17 protein-coding genes are annotated in these 17,934 nt (G+C 63.5%); 12 read left to right on the top strand and 5 right to left on the bottom strand.

Annotated elements, in window-relative coordinates:
• Positions 1-184: 184 nt before the first annotated feature.
• Together guaD and R1T40_RS17585 are read right to left on the bottom strand one after the other, a co-directional pair.
• The gene (gene guaD, locus R1T40_RS17590; protein WP_317386998.1) at positions 185-1,489 is read right to left on the bottom strand and encodes a guanine deaminase; all 1,305 of its coding nucleotides are present in this window, start codon (positions 1,487-1,489) and stop codon (positions 185-187) included.
• A gap of 144 nt (positions 1,490-1,633) precedes the next feature.
• Positions 1,634-2,893: a urate hydroxylase PuuD gene (locus R1T40_RS17585; protein WP_317385044.1), complete on the bottom strand. Its 1,260-nt coding sequence runs from the start codon at positions 2,891-2,893 to the stop codon at positions 1,634-1,636.
• Between the two features lie 109 nt (positions 2,894-3,002).
• Here R1T40_RS17585 and R1T40_RS17580 point away from each other — a divergent pair, with 109 nt between their 5' ends.
• Entirely contained in the window at positions 3,003-3,917 is a 915-nt protein-coding gene (locus R1T40_RS17580; protein ID WP_106164313.1) for a LysR family transcriptional regulator, read from the top strand.
• 72 nt (positions 3,918-3,989) lie between these two features.
• Here the strand turns inward: R1T40_RS17580 and uraH are convergent, their stop codons facing one another.
• Positions 3,990-4,346: a hydroxyisourate hydrolase gene (gene uraH, locus R1T40_RS17575; RefSeq protein ID WP_317385043.1), complete on the bottom strand. Its 357-nt coding sequence runs from the start codon at positions 4,344-4,346 to the stop codon at positions 3,990-3,992.
• A 217-nt stretch (positions 4,347-4,563) separates the two neighbouring features.
• On the opposite strand from uraH, the gene puuE reads away from it, so the two are divergent.
• From puuE to R1T40_RS17560, 3 genes are all read left to right on the top strand, one after another.
• Positions 4,564-5,979, top strand: a complete 1,416-nt coding sequence (puuE, locus tag R1T40_RS17570) for an allantoinase PuuE (protein ID WP_317385042.1) — start codon at positions 4,564-4,566, stop codon at positions 5,977-5,979.
• Positions 5,976-6,482, top strand: a complete 507-nt coding sequence (locus R1T40_RS17565) for an ureidoglycolate lyase (RefSeq protein ID WP_317385041.1) — start codon at positions 5,976-5,978, stop codon at positions 6,480-6,482. The genes puuE and R1T40_RS17565 overlap by 4 nt, the downstream gene beginning before the upstream one ends.
• Before the next feature lie 75 nt (positions 6,483-6,557).
• On the top strand, positions 6,558-7,997 hold the full coding sequence (locus R1T40_RS17560; RefSeq protein ID WP_317385040.1) for a uracil-xanthine permease family protein: 1,440 nt from the start codon (positions 6,558-6,560) through the stop codon (positions 7,995-7,997).
• Between the two features lie 137 nt (positions 7,998-8,134).
• Here R1T40_RS17560 and R1T40_RS17555 read toward each other — a convergent pair whose 3' ends face one another.
• Positions 8,135-8,965, bottom strand: a complete 831-nt coding sequence (locus tag R1T40_RS17555) for a bifunctional allantoicase/(S)-ureidoglycine aminohydrolase (protein ID WP_317385039.1) — start codon at positions 8,963-8,965, stop codon at positions 8,135-8,137.
• 184 nt (positions 8,966-9,149) lie between these two features.
• Between R1T40_RS17555 and R1T40_RS17550 the strand changes: the two genes are divergently transcribed.
• Entirely contained in the window at positions 9,150-10,415 is a 1,266-nt protein-coding gene (locus R1T40_RS17550; RefSeq protein ID WP_317385038.1) for a glycerate kinase type-2 family protein, read from the top strand.
• Positions 10,416-10,421: 6 nt separating this feature from the next.
• Here the strand turns inward: R1T40_RS17550 and hpaR are convergent, their stop codons facing one another.
• Positions 10,422-10,856: a homoprotocatechuate degradation operon regulator HpaR gene (hpaR, locus tag R1T40_RS17545; protein ID WP_106164320.1), complete on the bottom strand. Its 435-nt coding sequence runs from the start codon at positions 10,854-10,856 to the stop codon at positions 10,422-10,424.
• 129 nt (positions 10,857-10,985) lie between these two features.
• On the opposite strand from hpaR, the gene R1T40_RS17540 reads away from it, so the two are divergent.
• From R1T40_RS17540 to R1T40_RS17510, 7 genes are all read left to right on the top strand, one after another.
• Complete coding sequence (locus R1T40_RS17540) at positions 10,986-11,381, top strand: 5-carboxymethyl-2-hydroxymuconate isomerase (protein WP_317385037.1); 396 nt, start codon at positions 10,986-10,988, stop codon at positions 11,379-11,381.
• Positions 11,378-12,889, top strand: a complete 1,512-nt coding sequence (gene hpaE / locus R1T40_RS17535) for a 5-carboxymethyl-2-hydroxymuconate semialdehyde dehydrogenase (RefSeq protein ID WP_317385036.1) — start codon at positions 11,378-11,380, stop codon at positions 12,887-12,889. The genes R1T40_RS17540 and hpaE overlap by 4 nt, the downstream gene beginning before the upstream one ends.
• Before the next feature lie 98 nt (positions 12,890-12,987).
• Positions 12,988-13,968 (top strand): 3,4-dihydroxyphenylacetate 2,3-dioxygenase, encoded by a 981-nt coding sequence (hpaD, locus tag R1T40_RS17530; RefSeq protein WP_317385035.1) that lies wholly within the window; start codon positions 12,988-12,990, stop codon positions 13,966-13,968.
• Positions 13,969-14,043: 75 nt separating this feature from the next.
• Entirely contained in the window at positions 14,044-15,456 is a 1,413-nt protein-coding gene (locus tag R1T40_RS17525; protein ID WP_317385034.1) for a pyridoxal phosphate-dependent decarboxylase family protein, read from the top strand.
• The gene (locus tag R1T40_RS17520; protein WP_317386997.1) at positions 15,456-16,313 is read left to right on the top strand and encodes a fumarylacetoacetate hydrolase family protein; all 858 of its coding nucleotides are present in this window, start codon (positions 15,456-15,458) and stop codon (positions 16,311-16,313) included. Before R1T40_RS17525 ends, R1T40_RS17520 begins: the two co-directional genes overlap by 1 nt.
• Positions 16,310-17,110: a 2-oxo-hept-4-ene-1,7-dioate hydratase gene (gene hpaH, locus R1T40_RS17515; protein WP_317385033.1), complete on the top strand. Its 801-nt coding sequence runs from the start codon at positions 16,310-16,312 to the stop codon at positions 17,108-17,110. The genes R1T40_RS17520 and hpaH overlap by 4 nt, the downstream gene beginning before the upstream one ends.
• A gap of 12 nt (positions 17,111-17,122) precedes the next feature.
• Positions 17,123-17,902: an HpcH/HpaI aldolase/citrate lyase family protein gene (locus R1T40_RS17510; RefSeq protein WP_317385032.1), complete on the top strand. Its 780-nt coding sequence runs from the start codon at positions 17,123-17,125 to the stop codon at positions 17,900-17,902.
• Positions 17,903-17,934: the final 32 nt, after the last annotated feature.

Genomic DNA, 17,934 nt, shown 5'->3' with positions numbered 1-17,934 from the left:
CGCCAACCCCCCTTATCCACAAGCCACCCCTACTTACCCACAGACTCAACCGCGGAATCGCGTCGCTGCTCGCAGACCAAACCAACAAAACGAGTCGCACCCACTGCGAAACCCAGCCGCAAAAACAAAAAAGCGCAGAGGAAATCCTCCGCGCCTTCTGAACGACTGATCTGGTGATTTGATCTCAGGTCTTCGGCTTGCTCGCCTCGCCCGCCACGTAGACCTCTGCCACCGCCCGGTCATCGCCAAGCATCTGAAGGATGAACAGCTCCTCACTCAGGGACGAAGCCGCCTCTGCCCGCAAGGCCATTGCCGGAGTGGCCGACACGTCCATCACCACGATGTCCGCTTCTGTGCCCACATCCAGCGTGCCGATCTGATCGACCTGCCCCAACACCTCGGCATTGCCGCGCGTGATCCAGTGAAAGGCGTTCAACGGATGCAGCTTCTGGTTCTGTAGCTGCAGGACCTTGTAGCCCTCATTGAGGGTCTGCAGCATCGAGTAGCTGGTGCCCGCGCCGATATCAGTGGCGATGCCGTTGCGGATACCTTTACCGCGCAGGCCTGCGTCATCGAACAACCCGCTGCCGAGGAACAGGTTCGAGGTCGGGCAGAACACCGGCTTGCCCCCTACATCTGCCAGCAGCTCGATCTCGCGCGGCTCCAGGTGGATCGCATGGCCCAGCAGAGTCTTGTCCCCCACACACCCGTAGCGCTCATAGATACCAAGGTAGTCCGGCGCGTCCGGGTAGAGGCTGAGGGTGAAGTCGATTTCGTCGCGGTTCTCCGACAGATGCGTCTGCACATAGGCCTCAGGGTGTTCGCGCATTAGGGCGCCCGCCGCCTCCAGCTGCGCAGGCGTGGAGGTGATCGCGAACCGTGGAGAGATCGCATAAGACGCGCGCCCCTTCCCGTGCCAACGCTCAATCAGCGCCTTGGTCTCGTCATAGCCCTGCTGCGCGGTATCGGTCAGCCCCTCGGGTGCGTTGCGGTCCATCATCACCTTGCCGCCGATCATCCGCATGTTGCGGCGGGCCGCTTCGGCGAAATAGGCCTCGGCCGAGGTCGGATGCACCGAGCAGAAGGCCACCGCCGTGGTGGTGCCATGGCCGAGGATCAGGTCAAAAAAGCCGCGCGCCATCCGTTCTGCGTGGCCTGCGTCGGCAAACTGCACCTCCGCCGGGAAGGTATAGGTGTTGAGCCAGTCCAGGAGCTGCTCACCCCAGGAGGCCACAACCTGCACCTGCGGGAAATGCAGATGCAGGTCGATGAAGCCGGGCATCAGCAGATGCGGGCGGTGGTCGACCACCTCGGCGCCTGCGGCCTGCGGCGCGATCTCGGCATAGGGGCCCTGTGCGGTGATGCGCCCGTCCTGCATCAGGATCGCGCCATCCTCTATATAAGAGTAGGCAGCGGTGTCTTCGGGCCCGGTGGGCTCGGCATGAAAACTCAGCGTGCGGCCACGCAGAAGGGTCGCGGAAGCGGACATCATAGATCCCCTTAGTTCGGTATCAGAAAAACAGGTCAGCCCAGGCGCCCCCTGCACCGCGTCAGCGGTGCGCGGCCCGGCGGGCGCGGCTGCATTTTAATGCTGTTGCGACGGGCGGGTGTGCCCCGACCGGCAAGACTGTGCTCAGTTGCCGGCCATGTAGAAAGGCAGCTCTGCCGCGCCATCGGCAAACCACTTGCGGATCAGCGCGCGCTCGTCGTCTTCCATATAGGTGACATTGGCGGGCGGCATGGCATGGGTGGCCCCGGCCTGCAGATAGATCTGGCGGGCGTGTTTCGCCACATCCGCCTCGGTTTCCAAGAGCACGTTCTTCGGCGCCCGGCGGATGCCCTCATAATAGGGCTCGCGTGCATGGCACATCGCACACCGTCCCGGCACCACGCTCATGATGTCATCGAAATGCTCCGAGCCGGCGTAAGCCAGCTCGGTCTGTGTCAATTCACGCGCCTCGGACTCCTCATAGGTGTCCTGCATCAGCGGTGCCTGGCTCAGCGCCATGACGGCAATGAACAGCAGGATGGTGACCGGCCAGGTCCAGGTCGGGTTGCCGGTGCCAGCGTGCAGCGTGTTGAAATAGTGCCGAATGGTCACCCCCATCAGGAACACCAGCGCCGCGATGATCCAGTTGTACTCGGTGGCAAAGGCCAGCGGGTAGTGGTTGGACAGCATCAGGAAGATGACCGGCAGCGTCAGGTAGTTGTTGTGGGTCGACCGCAGCTTGGCAATCTTGCCGTACTTTGGATCCGCCGGACGGCCCGCCTGCAGGTCCGCCACCACGACACGCTGGTTCGGCATGATAATGAAGAACACGTTGGCGGTCATGATCGTGGCGGTGAAGGCGCCCAGATGCAGCATCACCGCGCGGCCGGTAAAGATCTGGTTGTACCCCCAGCCCATCGCCACCAGCAGCACGAACAGCAGCACCATCAGGACGGTCGGCTTTTCGCCCAGAGGCGATTTGCACAGGAAGTCATAGATCAGCCAGCCGATGCTGAGCGAGGCCGCCGAGATCAGGATCCCCTGCCACAGGGCCAGATCCGCCTTGCCTTGGTCGATCAGGTACAGCTCCCCCCCGGCCCAGTAGACGATCATCAACAGACCGGCGCCAGACAGCCAGGTGGCATAGCTCTCCCATTTGAACCAGATCAGATGGTCCGGCATGTTCTCCGGCGCCACTAGGTATTTCTGGATGTGATAGAAACCGCCGCCGTGGACCTGCCACTCTTCACCATGCGCCCCCACCGGCAGATGCGGCACCTTCCGCAGCCCCAGGTCGAGGGCGATAAAGTAGAAGGACGATCCGATCCAGGCGATCGCGGTGATGACATGTAGCCAGCGGACCGCAAAGCCCAGCCAGTCCCACATGATGACAAGCTCTTGCATAGCTCACTCCTTGCGCGTTTGTCCTGACCCTAGGCGAGGGTGTCATTTTCGTGTATCAGGAAAAAATTCCAAGCTGCTTCAAACATAAGCTAACAATGAAATACCCAACATGGCCTATCTGAACAATATCCGCACTTTCGTCCGCGTCTACGAGCTCGGAAACATGTCCGCCGCCGCGCGGGACATGCGCATTTCCGCCGCCGTGGCCTCGTCGCGGATTTCGCAGCTGGAAGAACACCTTAAGGTGCGCCTGTTTCAACGCACCACGCGCCTGTTGAACCCGACCGAACAGGGCCAGCTGTTCTATCACGGCGCGGTCAAGATCCTCGAAGCGGTGGAAGAGGCCGAGGCCGATATCTCCAACGTGACCCAGACGCCGCGCGGCACGCTCTATGTGGCGGCTCCCCTTGGTCTGGGCCAGCGGCTGATCGCCCCGGCGGTGCCGCAGTTCAACGCCGCCTACCCGCTGATCAACATCCGCCTGCGTCTGTCGGACCGCAAACTGGATCTGGCCGCCGAAGGGCTGGACGCGGCCTTCTTCCTCGGCCTGCCGGAGGATTCAAACCTCAAGATCCGCAAGATCACCGACTGCCCGCGCGTGCTCTGCGCCGCCCCCGCCTATATCGAGACCCGTGGCCTGCCCCAATCCAGCGCCGAGCTGAAAACCGACGCACATGACTGCCTGAACCTGCGCTATCCCGGCGCGCCGGAATTCCAGTGGCCCCTGCACGGCCCTGATGGCATCCGGCGGGTGGCCGTCACCGGCCCGTTTGAATCGGACCACGGTGATGTGCTGACCCAATGGGCGCTCGACGGTCATGGCATCATCCTGAAGCCCCTGTTCGAGGTTTTCGAACACCTCGCTGAGGGAACGTTGGTGCCCGTGCTGACGGAAGAGCCCCCCGCGACGATCCAGATGGCCTGCCTCTACATGCACCGTCGCCATCAGGACCCGAAGGTGCGGCTGTTCCTCGATTTCATGATCGATCACATCCTGGCGTCCCTGCCTGAAAAGGCCGCCTGAAACGGCAAAAGGACGGCGCCCCATGGCCCCGCCCTTCATCTTTTCCCAAAATACCTCCGCCGGAGGCCTCCGTCAGCTGCCGCGATAGGTGGAATAGCCATAGGGCGACAACAGCAGCGGCACATGATAATGGCTGTCCGCCTCGCTCATGCCAAACCGGATCGGCACCTGATCGAGGAACATCGGCGCATCCCCCGCCTGACCCGACGCGCGCAGATAGTCACCGCAAAAGAAGACCAACTCATAGGTTCCGGTCTCAAATGTCTCTGCCGGCAGGATCGGGCTGTCGGTGCGCCCATCCGCATTGGTCACCGTCTCAGCAATCTTCTCGTGAGAATCATCACTCACCTTATAAAGCGCGATCTTGATGCCCTCGGCCGGGCAGCCGCGCGCGGTGTCCAGAACATGTGTTGTCAGATATCCGGTCATCTGTGACGTCTCCTTTTTGGCGGTAAAATGTTCAACGGAATCGTGCGACAGGCCCACGCCCAATCACGTCTCGCTGATTTTATCGCCATACTGCGAGAGCTTTGCCGCAGATGCACGCAGAAGCGTCAAACAGCACTTTCAAAAAATGCGGTAAAGCCCCGCGGCCATTTCATATGTATAACATGTAAATAACCTAAAAGACGCGGAGATCCCAATCGTGACACGCTATCCCCGAGACATGCGTGGATATGGGGCGCATGCCCCGCATCCCGCTTGGCCCAATGATGCAAAAATCGCCGTCCAGTTCGTGTTGAACTACGAAGAAGGCGGCGAGAACTGCACCCTGCACGGCGATGCCGCCTCCGAGGCCTTCCTCTCCGACATCCCCGGTGCCGCGCAATGGCAGGGCCAGCGCCACTGGAACATGGAATCGATCTATGAATACGGCGCGCGGGCCGGGTTCTGGCGTCTGCACCGCCTGTTCACTGGCGCCGACATCCCGCTGACCATCTATGGCGTTGCCACCGCCCTCGCTCGCAGCCCCGAACAGCTGCAGGCGATGAAGGACGCGGACTGGGAAATCGCCTCCCACGGCCTCAAATGGGTCGAGCACAAGGACATGCCCGAGGATGAAGAGCGCGCCTCGATCAAAGAGGCGATCCGCCTGCACACCGAGGTGGTCGGGGAACGCCCGCGCGGCTGGTACACTGGCCGGTGCAGCGCCAACACCGTGCGTCTGGTCGCCGAAGAGGGCGGCTTTGACTATATCTCCGACACTTATGATGACGACCTGCCCTATTGGCTGGAAGTTGGTGATCGCGACCAGCTGATCATTCCCTACACGCTCGAAGCCAACGACATGCGCTTTGCCACCGCGCCCGGTTGGGTCACGGGCGAGGATTTCGGCTCCTACCTGACCGACGCCTTTGATGCGCTTTATGCCGAAGGCGAGGCCGGCGCGCCCAAGATGATGACCATCGGTCTGCACTGCCGTCTGGTGGGTCGCCCGGGCAAGATCGCCGCACTCAAACGCTTTATCGAGCATGTCCAGACCCATGAGGGCGTCTGGTGCCCGCGTCGTGTGGAGATCGCCGAACATTGGGCGGAAAACCACCCCCATCAGCGCCGCACCCGTCCAAGCCAGATGGACCGCGAGAGCTTTGTCGCCACCTACGGGTCTATCTTCGAGCATTCGCCCTGGATCGCAGACCGCGCCTTTGACCTGGAGCTTGGCCCCGCGCATGACTGCGCCGCCGGGGTGCACAATGCGCTCTGCCGCATGTTCCGCACCGCCTCCGACGAGGATCGCCTCGGCGTGCTCACCGCGCACCCGGATCTGGCCGGCAAACTCGCCAGCGCCGGGCGCCTGACCGCCGAGAGCACCTCGGAACAGGCCAGCGCCGGGCTCGACATGCTGACGGATGCGGAACGCGAGACCTTCACCGCGATGAATGACACCTATGTGGCCAAACACGGCTTCCCCTTCATCATTGCGGTGCGCGACCACGACAAGGCCTCGATTCTGGCCGCCTTCCAGCGCCGCATCGACAATGACCGTTCGACCGAGTTTGCCGAGGCCTGCCGTCAGGTCGAACGCATCGCGCAATTCCGTCTGATGGATCTGCTGCCATGACCCGTGAGTTGATCGCCCAACCGCTGACCGCCGCAGACTTCGCCCCCTTTGGCGAGGTGCTGGAACCGAAGGCGCAGCCCGACAAGCTCATCAACCAGGGCAAATGCGGCCGTCACCACGACCTCGCACAACTCGACTTTGCCGACGGGCGGGCCGGGATCAGCCTGTTTGATGCTGAGGCCCGCACCCTGCCCCACAAGGTAGACATGGTCGAACGTCACCCCGAGGGCAGTCAGGCCTTTGTGCCGGTCACCGGCGTTCCAATTCTGGTGGTCGTGGCTCCGGATAAAGACGGCACCCCCGGCACGCCGCGCGCCTTCCTCAGCCAACCCGGCCAATCGATCAACCTGCACCGGGGCGTCTGGCACGGGGTGCTCGCTCCGTTTGAGGCGCCCGGCCAGTATATCGTCATCGACCGCATCGGTGAGGGCGCAAACCTCGAAGAACACTGGTTCGACGATCCCTGGATTGTCACCAAGGTCGCCGCACAAACAGAAGGCTGACCTCCCTCTTTCATCTGGATCATCCCGACCCGCCAAACGAGGCCGGGAGATCCGCCAACCAACAGGGAACAGAAAATGTCTGATACCTCCATCGGGACGCCGGAGCAGCTCCGCGATCCCGACTACATGCCCCCACTGGCCAAGGCCATTCCGCTGGGCATCCAGCACGTGCTGGCGATGTTCGTCTCTAATGTGACGCCAGCGATCATCGTCGCAGGCGCCGCCGGATTTGGTTTTGGTTCCAACTCGCCCGATTTCCCGGAACTGCTCTACCTGATCCAGATGTCGATGCTGTTTGCCGGTATCGCCACCCTGATGCAGACGCTCACCCTCGGCCCCGTGGGTGCACGGCTGCCGATCGTTCAGGGCACATCCTTCGCCTTCCTGCCGATCATGATCCCGCTGGTTGCGGGCAAGGGCGTCGACGCGCTTGCCGCACTGTTCGGCGGGGTGCTGATCGGCGGGCTGTTCCACGCCGCTCTCGGCCTCATCATCGGCAAGATCCGCTTTGCGCTGCCGCCGCTGGTCACCGGCCTCGTGGTCACCATGATCGGCCTGGCGCTGGTCAAGGTCGGCATTCAATACGCCGCAGGTGGCGTTCCCGCCATCGGCACACCGGAATACGGCTCGCTGCTCAACTGGTCCGCCGCACTGGTGGTGATTTTGGTGACGCTGGGGCTGAAGTTCTTCACCCGCGGCATGCTGTCGGTCTCCGCGGTGCTGCTGGGCCTCATCGTCGGCTATGTCTACGCGCTGATGGTCGGCATGCTCAGCTTTGACGCCATCTCCGGCTCCTGGGGCAACGCCGCCGCATTTGCGCTGCCTCAGCCGTTCAAATACGGGTTCGAGTTCTCCTTCGCCGCCATCTTGGGCTTCTGCCTGATGGCCTTTGTCTCGGCGGTGGAAACCGTGGGCGATGTCTCCGGCATCACCAAGGGCGGCGCGGGTCGCGAAGCCACCGACACCGAAATCGAAGGCGCGATCTACGCCGACGGGTTCGGCTCGGCGCTGGCCGGGGCCTTTGGCGCCATGCCCAACACCTCCTTCAGCCAGAACGTCGGCCTGATTGCCATGACCGGCGTCATGAGCCGCCACGTGGTGACCTGCGGCGCGATCTTCCTGATTGTCTGCGGGCTGGTCCCCAAGGTCGGCGCGCTGATCCGCACCGTCCCGATCGAAGTGCTCGGCGGCGGTGTCATCGTGATGTTCGGCATGGTGGTTGCAGCGGGCATCTCGATCCTGTCGGACGTGGAGTGGAACCGGCGCAACATGGTGATCTTTGCCATCTCGCTCTCCATCGGCCTCGGGCTGCAGCTGGAACCCGGCGCCCTACAACATGTCGCGGACACGCCGCGCATCCTGTTGACCAGCGGCCTGCTGCCCGCCGCCGTGATCTCCATCGTGCTGAACCTGATCCTGCCGGAAGAGCTGGCGAATGAATCGACCGAGGAGGTCTCCGGCGGCATGTCGGGCCACTCCAAAGGCTCGCTTGGTCAATCGCGCGACGCTGGCTGACGGGCACCCATATGACAGCAAAAGGGCCGCATCGCGCGGCCCTTTTTCATTTTAGCAACAGTCTGGCCGACAGGCCGGACAGCCCCCGACCTTCCCCGGGAGGGGGCTTTACCCCCACACCGGCTCGGGCGCTGTCCTCAACGCAGCGGTGCCAGCGGCATATGCCGGTTCACATCCTTGTAAAGCAGATAGCGGAACAGCCCCGGACCACCGGCGTAACACGCCTGCGGGCAGAAGGCGCGCAGCCACATGTAGTCACCGGCCTCGACCTCGACCCAGTCCTGATTGAGCCGATAGACCGCCTTGCCCTCCAGCACATAGAGCCCGTGTTCCATCACATGGGTCTCGGCAAAGGGGATCACCGCGCCGGGTTCAAACGTCACGATCGTCACATGCATGTCGTGGCGCAGGTCTTCCGGATCGACAAAACGCGAGGTGGCCCATTTGCCATCGGTTCCCGCCATCGCGGTGGGCGTTACGTCTTGTTCGTTGGTGACAAAGGCCTCCGGCGCCTCGATGCCTTCGACCGCCTGATAGGCCTTGCGGATCCAGTGGAATCGTACCGGCGCATCGCTGCTGTTGGTCAGTGTCCATCTGGCGGATGGCGGCAGGAAGGCATAGCCGCCCTCGCCCATTTCATGCGCCTGCCCATCGATGGTCAGCAGCATCTGCCCCTCGACCACAAACAGCACCGCCTCGACGCCTGCCTCGGTCTCGGGCCGGTCGGAGCCACCACCGGGCTGCACTTCGGCGATGTAATGCGAAAACGTCTCGGCAAAGCCCGACAGCGGCCGCGCGATCACCCAGAACCGCGACTTCTCCCAGAACGGCAGGAAGCTGGTCACGATATCGCTGTTGGTGCCCTTCGGGATCACCGCATAGGCTTCGGTGAACATGGCCCGGTCCGTCAGGAGCTGGGTCTGCGGCGGCAGCCCTCCGTGGGGGGCGTAATAGGTCGGTTTTGTCATCACATCGCCTTCTCAAAATCTCTGCCCCCATCAAACCGTGTGAGCGCCCTCAGTCCAATCATTTTGATGATCCCAAAAGCATGAAGGATTATAAGGCTCGATTTGAAAGCCCGCCCCATTGACCCCCACCTCAACCGGGGGACACTATGTCCACAACCGCCCTCACGGACAGGACCGCCCGCCAATGACCCAAAGCCTGCACGACACCGCGCTGGAGCTGTTCCGCTGTGCCATTGACCGCGCTGATCCCGCAGCCGCCGTGCGTGCACACCTCGCCACGCAGCCCCTTGCACCGCTTGAGGGGGAGGGCCGCCGCATCGTTATCGCCGTGGGCAAGGCCGCGGTGCCGATGATGCGCGCCGCACTGGCCACCCTGCCCGAGGCCCCCGCCACCGCGCTGGCCATCACCAACCCGGAAAACCAAGCGGATCTCGCTGGGGCCGAGGTCATCACCGGCGCACATCCCGTCCCGGACCAGACCAGCGCCGCTGCCGGGGCGCGGGCGCTTGATCTGCTGAAGAACCTCAGCCCACAGGATCAAGTGCTCATGCTGATCTCCGGCGGTGGCTCCGCCCTGATGGTGGCACCAGCGCCGGGGTTGACCCTCACGGACAAGGCCGCCGTCAACGAGATGCTGCTGGCCTCCGGGCTGGACATCAATCGCATGAACCTGATCCGTCAGAACCTGTCGCAGCTCAAGGGCGGGGGCCTCTGTCGTGCTGCCGCCCCCGCACGGGTCACCGCGTTGATCCTGTCGGATGTGATCGGCGACGACTTGCGCGCCATCGCCTCCGGCCCCACCGTCGACCCGCTCGGCACCGCACAGGACGCCCGCGCGCTGCTGCAGGACCAAGGACTGTGGCGCACCCTGCCCGACACGGTGCAAACCCATCTGTCAGAGGCCGGTGCCGCCCACGAAACGCCCGTGGCGCAGAACATCCTGATCGGCTCCAACCGCTTCAGCCTGGAGGCGATGCGCGACCGGGCCGAGGCCCTCGGCTGGCAGGTGCCAGAGCTGATCGCCGACCTCACCGGCGACGTGACAGAGGCTGCCACCCGCGTTCTAGCGGCTGCACACTCCGCCCCCATGGACCGCCCCGTCGCGCTGTTGTTCGGCGGTGAGACCACTGTGCGCCTGACCGGCACCGGCCGCGGCGGGCGCAATCAGGAGCTTGCCCTGCGCGTCGCACAGGCGGCAGATGGGCTGGACGGGGATTGGGTCTTCCTCTCCGGCGGCACCGATGGCCGCGATGGCCCCACGGATGCGGCGGGCGGTCTGGTCACCCCGCAGACCTGGGCAGAGATTGCGCAGGCAGGCGCGGACCCAGAGGCATTGTTGAACAATAACGACAGCTACGCCGCCCTGCAGGCTGCAGACGCGCTGGTCAGCATCGGCGGCACCGGCACCAATGTGGCGGATGTGCAAATCCTGCTGCGTCGCCCCGCCTGACGCGGCTCAGTCGTCCAGCTCGTAAAGGTCGTTCAGCAGGTCCAGCAGCGCCTCATAGCGGTCCGGCCCCATTTTCTCGCGCGTGCGTTCGATCAATTCGAGGCTGGCATCGATGTTCTCCTCGATCACCGTGTCCCCTGCCGCGGTCAGGGTAATCACCTGACGGCGACGGTCGGCCTCGTCGCGGACCCGGTTGATCAGGCCCTTCTCCTCCAGCTTCTGCAGGATCCGGGTCAGGCTCGGCAGCAGCAAACAGGCACGATCAGCAATCTGCGTCGGATCGATCGGCCCGCTTTCCTGCACCACGCGCAGCACCCGCCATTGTTGTTCGGTCAGATCAACGTCGCTCAGCAAATGACGAATCGGCCCCATCACCCGCTCGCGCGCGCGCAGCAAGGCAATGGGAAGAGAGCGGTCCGTGGAGGGCAATGCATGTGTCATGCCCTCCTGTATCGCCCTGAACGACAATCTTGGCAATCATTTCGCGAAGTTAAGTAATTTCCGCAGCCTGTCGTTGACAGCAAGGGCACATAAAGATAACATGTTAAGCAGTTTGGGAGGAGGACCCGAATGCCCCATATAACCTTGGACTACGCACCCCGGCTGGCGCAGATCATCGACATAGCACAGCTCTGCGACCTGTTGCGCCGTGCAGCCATCGACACCGGCGTCCTGCCGCTGGCAGGCGTCCGGGTCCGTGCCTTTGCAGCGGACCACGTTAGCATGGCCGATGGCAACGCCGACTTCATGTATCTCGACATTTCGGTCCGTTTGCGCGGCGGGCGCGACCTGCCCACCCGCGAGGCCGCAACCGAGACGATCTTCAATGCCGCCCGCGCCTATCTCGCCCCGGCGATGGACACCCACCCCATCGCGCTCTCGCTGGAGATGCGCGACATCGACCCCGCGCTTTCGCCCAAATGCGGCACCATCCGCGATCATCTGAGCACAGGAGACCCCGCATGAGCGATCTCGCCGCCAATCTCGCCACACTCGACGCCCTGCTGGACAAACACCGCGCAAGCGGCATCACCAACCTAATCAATGGCGAGGCCCGCCCCGCCGCCTCCGGCCAGACCTTCGAGACCACCTCCCCGGTGGACGAAAGTGTCATCTGCACCGTGGCCCGTGGCGATGCCACTGACATCGACGTCGCCGCACAGGCCGCCAAGGCGGCCTTTCCCGCCTGGCGCGACATGCCCGCCACAGAGCGCAAGGCGATCCTGCATCGCATCGCCGACGGCATCGTTGCTCGCGCCGAGGAGATCGCGCTCTGTGAATGCTGGGACACCGGTCAGGCCCTGCGCTTCATGTCCAAGGCCGCCCTGCGCGGTGCGGATAACTTCCGCTTCTTTGCGGATCGTGCGCCCAGCGCCCGGGACGGTCAGATGCTGCCCTCGCCCACGCTGATGAATGTGACCACCCGGGTGCCGCTCGGCCCGATCGGCGTCATCACGCCGTGGAACACACCCTTTATGCTCTCGACGTGGAAGATCGCGCCCGCGCTGGCCGCAGGCTGCACCGTGGTGCATAAACCGGCGGAATTCTCTCCCCTTACCGCCCGCATCCTTGCCGAGATCGCCCATGATGCCGGCCTACCGCCGGGCGTGTGGAACCTCGTGAATGGCTTGGGCGAAGAGGCAGGCCGCGCCCTCACCGAACACCCCGACATCAAGGCCATCGCCTTTGTCGGCGAGAGCAAGACCGGCTCGATGATCATGGCCCAGGGCGCCCCAACCCTGAAGCGGGTGCATTTCGAACTCGGCGGCAAGAACCCGGTGGTGGTCTTTGACGATGCCGACCTGGACCGCGCCTTGGATGCGGCGATTTTCATGATCTACTCCCTGAATGGCGAGCGCTGCACCTCCTCCTCCCGCCTGCTGATCCACCAGGACATCGCCGAGGACTTCGAGGCCAGACTGATCGAGCGCGTCAACAATATTCAGGTCGGCCACCCGCTGGACCCGAGCACCGAGATCGGCCCGCTGATCCACAAGGTCCACTTCGACAAGGTAACCTCCTATTTCGACATCGCTCGCAAGGACGGCGCCACCATCGCGGCTGGCGGCGCGCGCCACGGCGACACAGGCTGGTTCGTCCGCCCCACCCTCTTCACAGGGGCCACAAACGACATGACCATCGCGCAGGAGGAAATCTTCGGCCCGGTCCTCACCGCCATCCGCTTCACCGACGAGGCCGAGGCGCTTAGCATCGCCAATGACACGCAATATGGTCTCACCGCCTATGTCTGGACCAATGATGTCACCCGCGCCATGCGCTTCACCACCCAGCTCGAGGCCGGGATGATCTGGGTGAACTCGGAAAACGTCCGCCACCTGCCAACCCCCTTCGGCGGCGTCAAGGCGTCCGGGATTGGCCGCGACGGCGGCGACTGGAGCTTTGAGTTTTACATGGAACAGAAACACATCGGCTTTGCCACCGGGCACCACAAGATCCCCCGCCTCGGCGCCTGAACCCTTCATCTTTTCCCAAATACCTCGGGGAGCGCGAGGGGCAGAGCCCCTCGCATGTCGCCCTAACATTCGGCCTGTCCATTCGGAGGAGACCCGACATGCCCATTCCCGCACCGACCCTCTACCCGCCCTTCAACATCACCCGCCTCAGCCATGTTGAATACGGCGTCACCGATCTTGCCGCCTCCCGCGCTTTCTATGTCGACATCCTCGGCCTGCAAGTCACGGCAGAGAACGACAACCGCATCTACCTGCGCGCGATGGAGGAACGCGGCCACCACTGCATCATCCTGCGCCAATCCGACAGCGCCGGCGTCTCCTGCCTCGGCTTCAAGCTCTACGACACCCCCGAACTCGACAAAGCCGCCGCCTTCTTCGAGGGCAAAGGCCTGCCCGTGGAGTGGATCGAGCGCCCCTTCATGGGGAAGTGCTTCCGCACCTGCGATCCATGGGGTGTGCCGCTGGAATTCTACGTCAAGATGGACCGCCTGCCGCCGATCCACCAGCAATACAGGCTCTACAACGGCGTCAAACCTCTGCGCATCGACCACTTCAACATGTTCTCCGCCAATGTGGACGAGGCGATCGCCTTTTACGGCGAGATGGGATTTCGCGTCACCGAATATACCGAGGATGACGAGTCCGGCCGCGTCTGGGCCGCATGGATGCACCGCAAGGGCGGCGTGCATGATGTGGCCTTCACCAATGGAACCGGGCCGCGCCTGCATCACACCGCCTTCTGGGTGCCAACCCCGCTCAACATCATCGACCTTCTCGACCTGATGGCCACCACCGGCTACGTCGCCAATATCGAGCGCGGCCCCGGCCGCCACGGCATCTCCAACGCCTTCTTCCTCTATGTGCGCGATCCTGATGGCCACCGGATTGAGATCTATTGCTCGGACTATCAGACCTGCGACGCAGACCTGGAACCGATCAAATGGTCCCTCACCGATCCTCAGCGTCAGACCCTCTGGGGCGCACCCGCGCCGCGCAGCTGGTTCGAAGAAGGCTCGCTGTTTGACGGTGCCGAGATCCGCGACAGTGATCTCAAGGCACAACCGATCATCGCGCCGTAACACACCAGAGGGCAGCGCCTGACCGCCCGCCGGAAAGGCGCTGCTCGGGCCAAAGCCCGAACAAGGGAGCATATAATGAACTGGACCGATTTCGCAGGCTGGGGCCGCAAGGTCGCCGACTGGGCGCAGGACTACCACCTCACAGTGGGCGAGCGCCCGGTGCGCGCGCAGACCAAACCCGGCGATATGCTGAACGCGCTGCCCGAGACCCCGCCGGAACAAGGCGAGGGGATGGAGGCGATCTTTGCCGATTTTGAGGAAAAGGTGATGCCCGGCATCACCCATTGGCAGCACCCGCGCTTCTTTGCTTATTTCGCCTCCAATGCCGCCGCGCCCTCGGTGCTGGCGGAATTCCTGACCTCCGCCATCGCACCGCAATGCATGCTCTGGCAGACCTCTCCGGCGGCGACCGAGATGGAGACCCGGATGATGGACTGGCTGCGCCAATCCCTTGGCCTGCCCGGGGAATTTCGCGGCGTCATCCAAGACAGCGCCTCCTCCGCCACCCTTGCCGCCGTGCTCACCATGCGCGAACGGGCCTTGAACTGGCAGGGCAACCAACAGGGGCTGTCCGGCCAGCCGACCTTGCGCATCTATTGCTCGGCGGAGGTGCATACGTCTGTGGACCGCGCCATCTGGGTTGCGGGCATCGGTCAGGCCAACCTTGTGCGCGTGCCAATCAAAGGCGACTGGCGCGGCATGGACCCCGCCGCCCTTGAGGCCGCCATTGAGGCCGACAAGGCCGCTGGCCTGCATCCGGCGGGTGTTATCCTCTGCGTGGGCGGCACCGGCACCGGCGCCACTGACCCCGTGGCCGAATGCATCAGGGTCGCCCAAGCCCACGACCTCTACACCCATGTGGACGCGGCCTGGGCCGGTTCCGCGATGATCTGCCCGGAGTTTCGCGACTACTGGCCCGGCGTTGAGAACGCCGACAGCATCGTCTTCAACCCGCACAAATGGCTCGGCGCGCAGTTCGATTGCTCGGCGCATTTCCTGAAGAACGCCGATGATCTGGTGCGCACCCTCGCCATCAGCCCGGAATACCTGAAAACCCACGGTCACGACGGCATCATCAACTATTCCGAATGGTCGGTCCCCTTGGGCCGTCGCTTCCGCGCGCTGAAGATCTGGTTTCTGATCCGCACCTACGGCATTGAAGGATTGCGACAACGCATCCGCAACCATGTTGCATGGTCGCGCCAACTTCACGACGCCCTGGCGCAAGAGCCGGATTTTGAAATCATAACCCCGCCGATGTGGTCGCTCTGGACCTTCCGCTACACGCCTGACGGGGCCACGGACCTCGATGCGCTGAACCTTGAGCTGGTCAACAAGATCAATGACGATGGCCGCATCTACCTCACCCAGACCCGCGTCGACGGCGCGCTGGTGATCCGGTTTCAGGCGGGCGCATTTGAAACCACCGAAGCAGACATCATGCTGGCCCATGATGTGATCACCGAGATTGCACGAGGACTGACATGATGCGCTTTGCCACCTATACCACCGCGGGCGAGACTTTCTATGGCGCCATCACTGACGCGGGCGCAATCGCCCTCTCAGCAGATTTCCCCGACTGGCCCAGCCTGCGCGAGGTGATCGAGGCCGACGCCCTCCATACCCTCGCCCAAGCCGTGCAGGGGCGGGATGTGACCCATACACTCGACCAGATCACCTATCAGATCCCGGTGCCCCGCCCGGAAAAGATCATCTGCGTCGGCGTCAACTTTCCCGACCGCAATGCGGAATACAAGGACGGGCAAGCGGCCCCGCCAAACATGTCGCTGTTTCCACGTTTTGCGCGCAGCTTCACCGGCGCAGGTAGCCCGCTGATCCGCCCCCCGGAAAGCCCGCAGCTGGATTACGAGGGCGAGATCGCCATTGTCATCGGCAAGGGCGGCCGCCGCATTTCTGAGGCAGACGCCTATGACCATATCGCCGCGATAACCCTCTGCAACGAAGGCACAATTCGCGACTGGGTGCGCCATGCCAAATTCAACGTCACGCAGGGCAAGAACTGGGACTCCTCCGGCGCGATCGGTCCCTGGCTGGTGCCCTTCACGGCTCCAGCACAGCTTGATGACATACGCCTCACCACCAAGGTCAATGGCGAGCTGCGCCAGGATGATCGCACCTCCCGGATGCTGTTCCCGATCCGCCGTCAGATCGCCTATATCTCTACCTTCACCACGCTGGTGCCCGGCGACATCATCGTCACCGGCACCCCCACCGGCGCCGGTGCGCGGTTTGACCCGCCGAAGTTCCTGCAACCCGGTGACGTGATCGAGGTCGAGGGCGAAGGCATCGGCATTCTGCGCAACACGGTAGAGGATGAGGCATGACCCCGGATCAACACGCCGAGGCCGCCGCCCAGCTTTTGCAGGCCGAGGAGACAGGCCAGCAATGCGACCTCCTCTCGCTCGCTTATCCCGGCATGACGCTGGACGACGCCTATGCGGTGCAGGCCGCACTGGTGGCGCAGAAGCTGGCGCAAGGGCACCGCAAAATCGGCTGGAAGATCGGCCTCACCAGCCGCGCCATGCAGCAGGCGCTGAACATCACCACGCCGGACTCGGGCGTGCTCCTCGATGATATGGTGTTTGAAAATGCCAGCACCGTGCCCGCCGGTCGCTTCATCCAACCCCGCGTCGAGGCCGAGATTGCCTTTGTGATGAAATCCCCACTCCCGGGCCGCGACTGCACCCGCGACGACATCCTGAAGGCCACCGATTATGTGGCCCCGTCGCTGGAGATCCTCGACACCCGCATCCTGCGCACCGATCCCAAAACCGGGCAGGCACGGATCATCACCGACACCATCAGCGACAACGCCGCCAATGCGGGCATCGTGATGGGCGCGGCACAGCATCCGGTCGACGCCTTTGATCTGCGTCGCGTCGGTGCGATCCTGAAACGCGATGGCGTGGTGGAGGAAACCGGCTTAGGCGCGGGCGTGCTGGACGATCCGGTCACCTCCGTGTTGTGGCTGGCGCGGCGCATGGCGGACTATGGACAACAGATCGAGGCGGGCGATATCGTCTTGTCAGGCTCCTTCATCCGGCCCGTGGAATGCCCGCCCGGAACCCAGATACATGCCGATTTTGCCGATTTCGGCACCGTCGAGATTTCATTTGAATAAAAGAGGTTAGACATGGCCGCGCCGAAAAACCACTTCAAACAGGCCCTCACCGAGGGCCAGCGTCAGATCGGCTGCTGGTGCAGCTTTGGCGAGGCCATCACAACCGAATTAATGGGCACCGCGGGCTTTGACTGGTTGGTGATCGACGGCGAACACGCGCCCAACGACATCCGCTCGATCCGCGACCAGTTGGTCGCACTTGCGACATCCAGCGCCGAACCGGTGGTGCGGGTGCCGATCGGCGAGACCTGGATCATCAAACAAGTGCTGGATGCCGGCGCGCAGACGGTTCTGGTGCCAATGGTGGAAACCGCAGATCAGGCGGCCGAACTGGTGCGCGCCTGTCGCTATCCGCCCGAGGGCACACGCGGTGTCGGCGCGGCCGGAGCGCGCGCCACCCGCTTTGGCGGCACGCCGGAGTATATTCAGACCGCAGACGCGCAGATCTGCCTGCTGCTGCAGGTGGAAAACCGCATCGGCATTGAGAACCTCGATGCCATCCTCGCGGTAGAGGGGGTCGACGGGATCTTTATCGGCCCGGCGGATCTGTCCACCGACATGGGTCATCAGGGCAATTCCGCCCATCCGGAGGTGCGCGCGGTGATCGCCGACGCGATCACAAGGATAAAGGCGGCGGGCAAAGCGCCCGGCATTCTTGGCGTCACCGAAGAGGCGACGCAGGCCTATGCCGAGATGGGCGCGCAGTTCCTCGCGGTCGGGATCGACGTGGTCTTGCTGGCCCAGAGCGCACGGGCGCTGGCGTCGCGATGGTCAGACGACGGAACCGGCTGAGGTAAGGTCACTGCCAACGCAACCCCACCGCC

Source organism: Tritonibacter scottomollicae (genome assembly GCF_032924845.1).
Lineage (GTDB): Bacteria > Pseudomonadota > Alphaproteobacteria > Rhodobacterales > Rhodobacteraceae > Epibacterium > Epibacterium scottomollicae.
This window is presented reverse-complemented; position numbering and strand designations above follow the sequence as displayed.

Excerpts from the sequence above, each read along its gene's own strand:
- R1T40_RS17540 (WP_317385037.1), top strand. The coding sequence starts at position 10,986 with ATGCCCCATATAACCTTGGACTACGCACCCCGGCTGGCGCAGATCATC.
- R1T40_RS17560 (WP_317385040.1), top strand. The coding sequence starts at position 6,558 with ATGTCTGATACCTCCATCGGGACGCCGGAGCAGCTCCGCGATCCCGAC.
- R1T40_RS17585 (WP_317385044.1), bottom strand. The coding sequence starts at position 2,893 with ATGCAAGAGCTTGTCATCATGTGGGACTGGCTGGGCTTTGCGGTCCGC.
- R1T40_RS17550 (WP_317385038.1), top strand. The coding sequence starts at position 9,150 with ATGACCCAAAGCCTGCACGACACCGCGCTGGAGCTGTTCCGCTGTGCC.
- hpaD (WP_317385035.1), top strand. The coding sequence starts at position 12,988 with ATGCCCATTCCCGCACCGACCCTCTACCCGCCCTTCAACATCACCCGC.
- R1T40_RS17565 (WP_317385041.1), top strand. The coding sequence starts at position 5,976 with ATGACCCGTGAGTTGATCGCCCAACCGCTGACCGCCGCAGACTTCGCC.
- R1T40_RS17525 (WP_317385034.1), top strand. The coding sequence starts at position 14,044 with ATGAACTGGACCGATTTCGCAGGCTGGGGCCGCAAGGTCGCCGACTGG.
- hpaE (WP_317385036.1), top strand. The coding sequence starts at position 11,378 with ATGAGCGATCTCGCCGCCAATCTCGCCACACTCGACGCCCTGCTGGAC.
- uraH (WP_317385043.1), bottom strand. The coding sequence starts at position 4,346 with ATGACCGGATATCTGACAACACATGTTCTGGACACCGCGCGCGGCTGC.
- hpaR (WP_106164320.1), bottom strand. The coding sequence starts at position 10,856 with ATGACACATGCATTGCCCTCCACGGACCGCTCTCTTCCCATTGCCTTG.
- guaD (WP_317386998.1), bottom strand. The coding sequence starts at position 1,489 with ATGTCCGCTTCCGCGACCCTTCTGCGTGGCCGCACGCTGAGTTTTCAT.
- hpaH (WP_317385033.1), top strand. The coding sequence starts at position 16,310 with ATGACCCCGGATCAACACGCCGAGGCCGCCGCCCAGCTTTTGCAGGCC.
- R1T40_RS17580 (WP_106164313.1), top strand. The coding sequence starts at position 3,003 with ATGGCCTATCTGAACAATATCCGCACTTTCGTCCGCGTCTACGAGCTC.
- R1T40_RS17555 (WP_317385039.1), bottom strand. The coding sequence starts at position 8,965 with ATGACAAAACCGACCTATTACGCCCCCCACGGAGGGCTGCCGCCGCAG.
- R1T40_RS17520 (WP_317386997.1), top strand. The coding sequence starts at position 15,456 with ATGCGCTTTGCCACCTATACCACCGCGGGCGAGACTTTCTATGGCGCC.
- R1T40_RS17510 (WP_317385032.1), top strand. The coding sequence starts at position 17,123 with ATGGCCGCGCCGAAAAACCACTTCAAACAGGCCCTCACCGAGGGCCAG.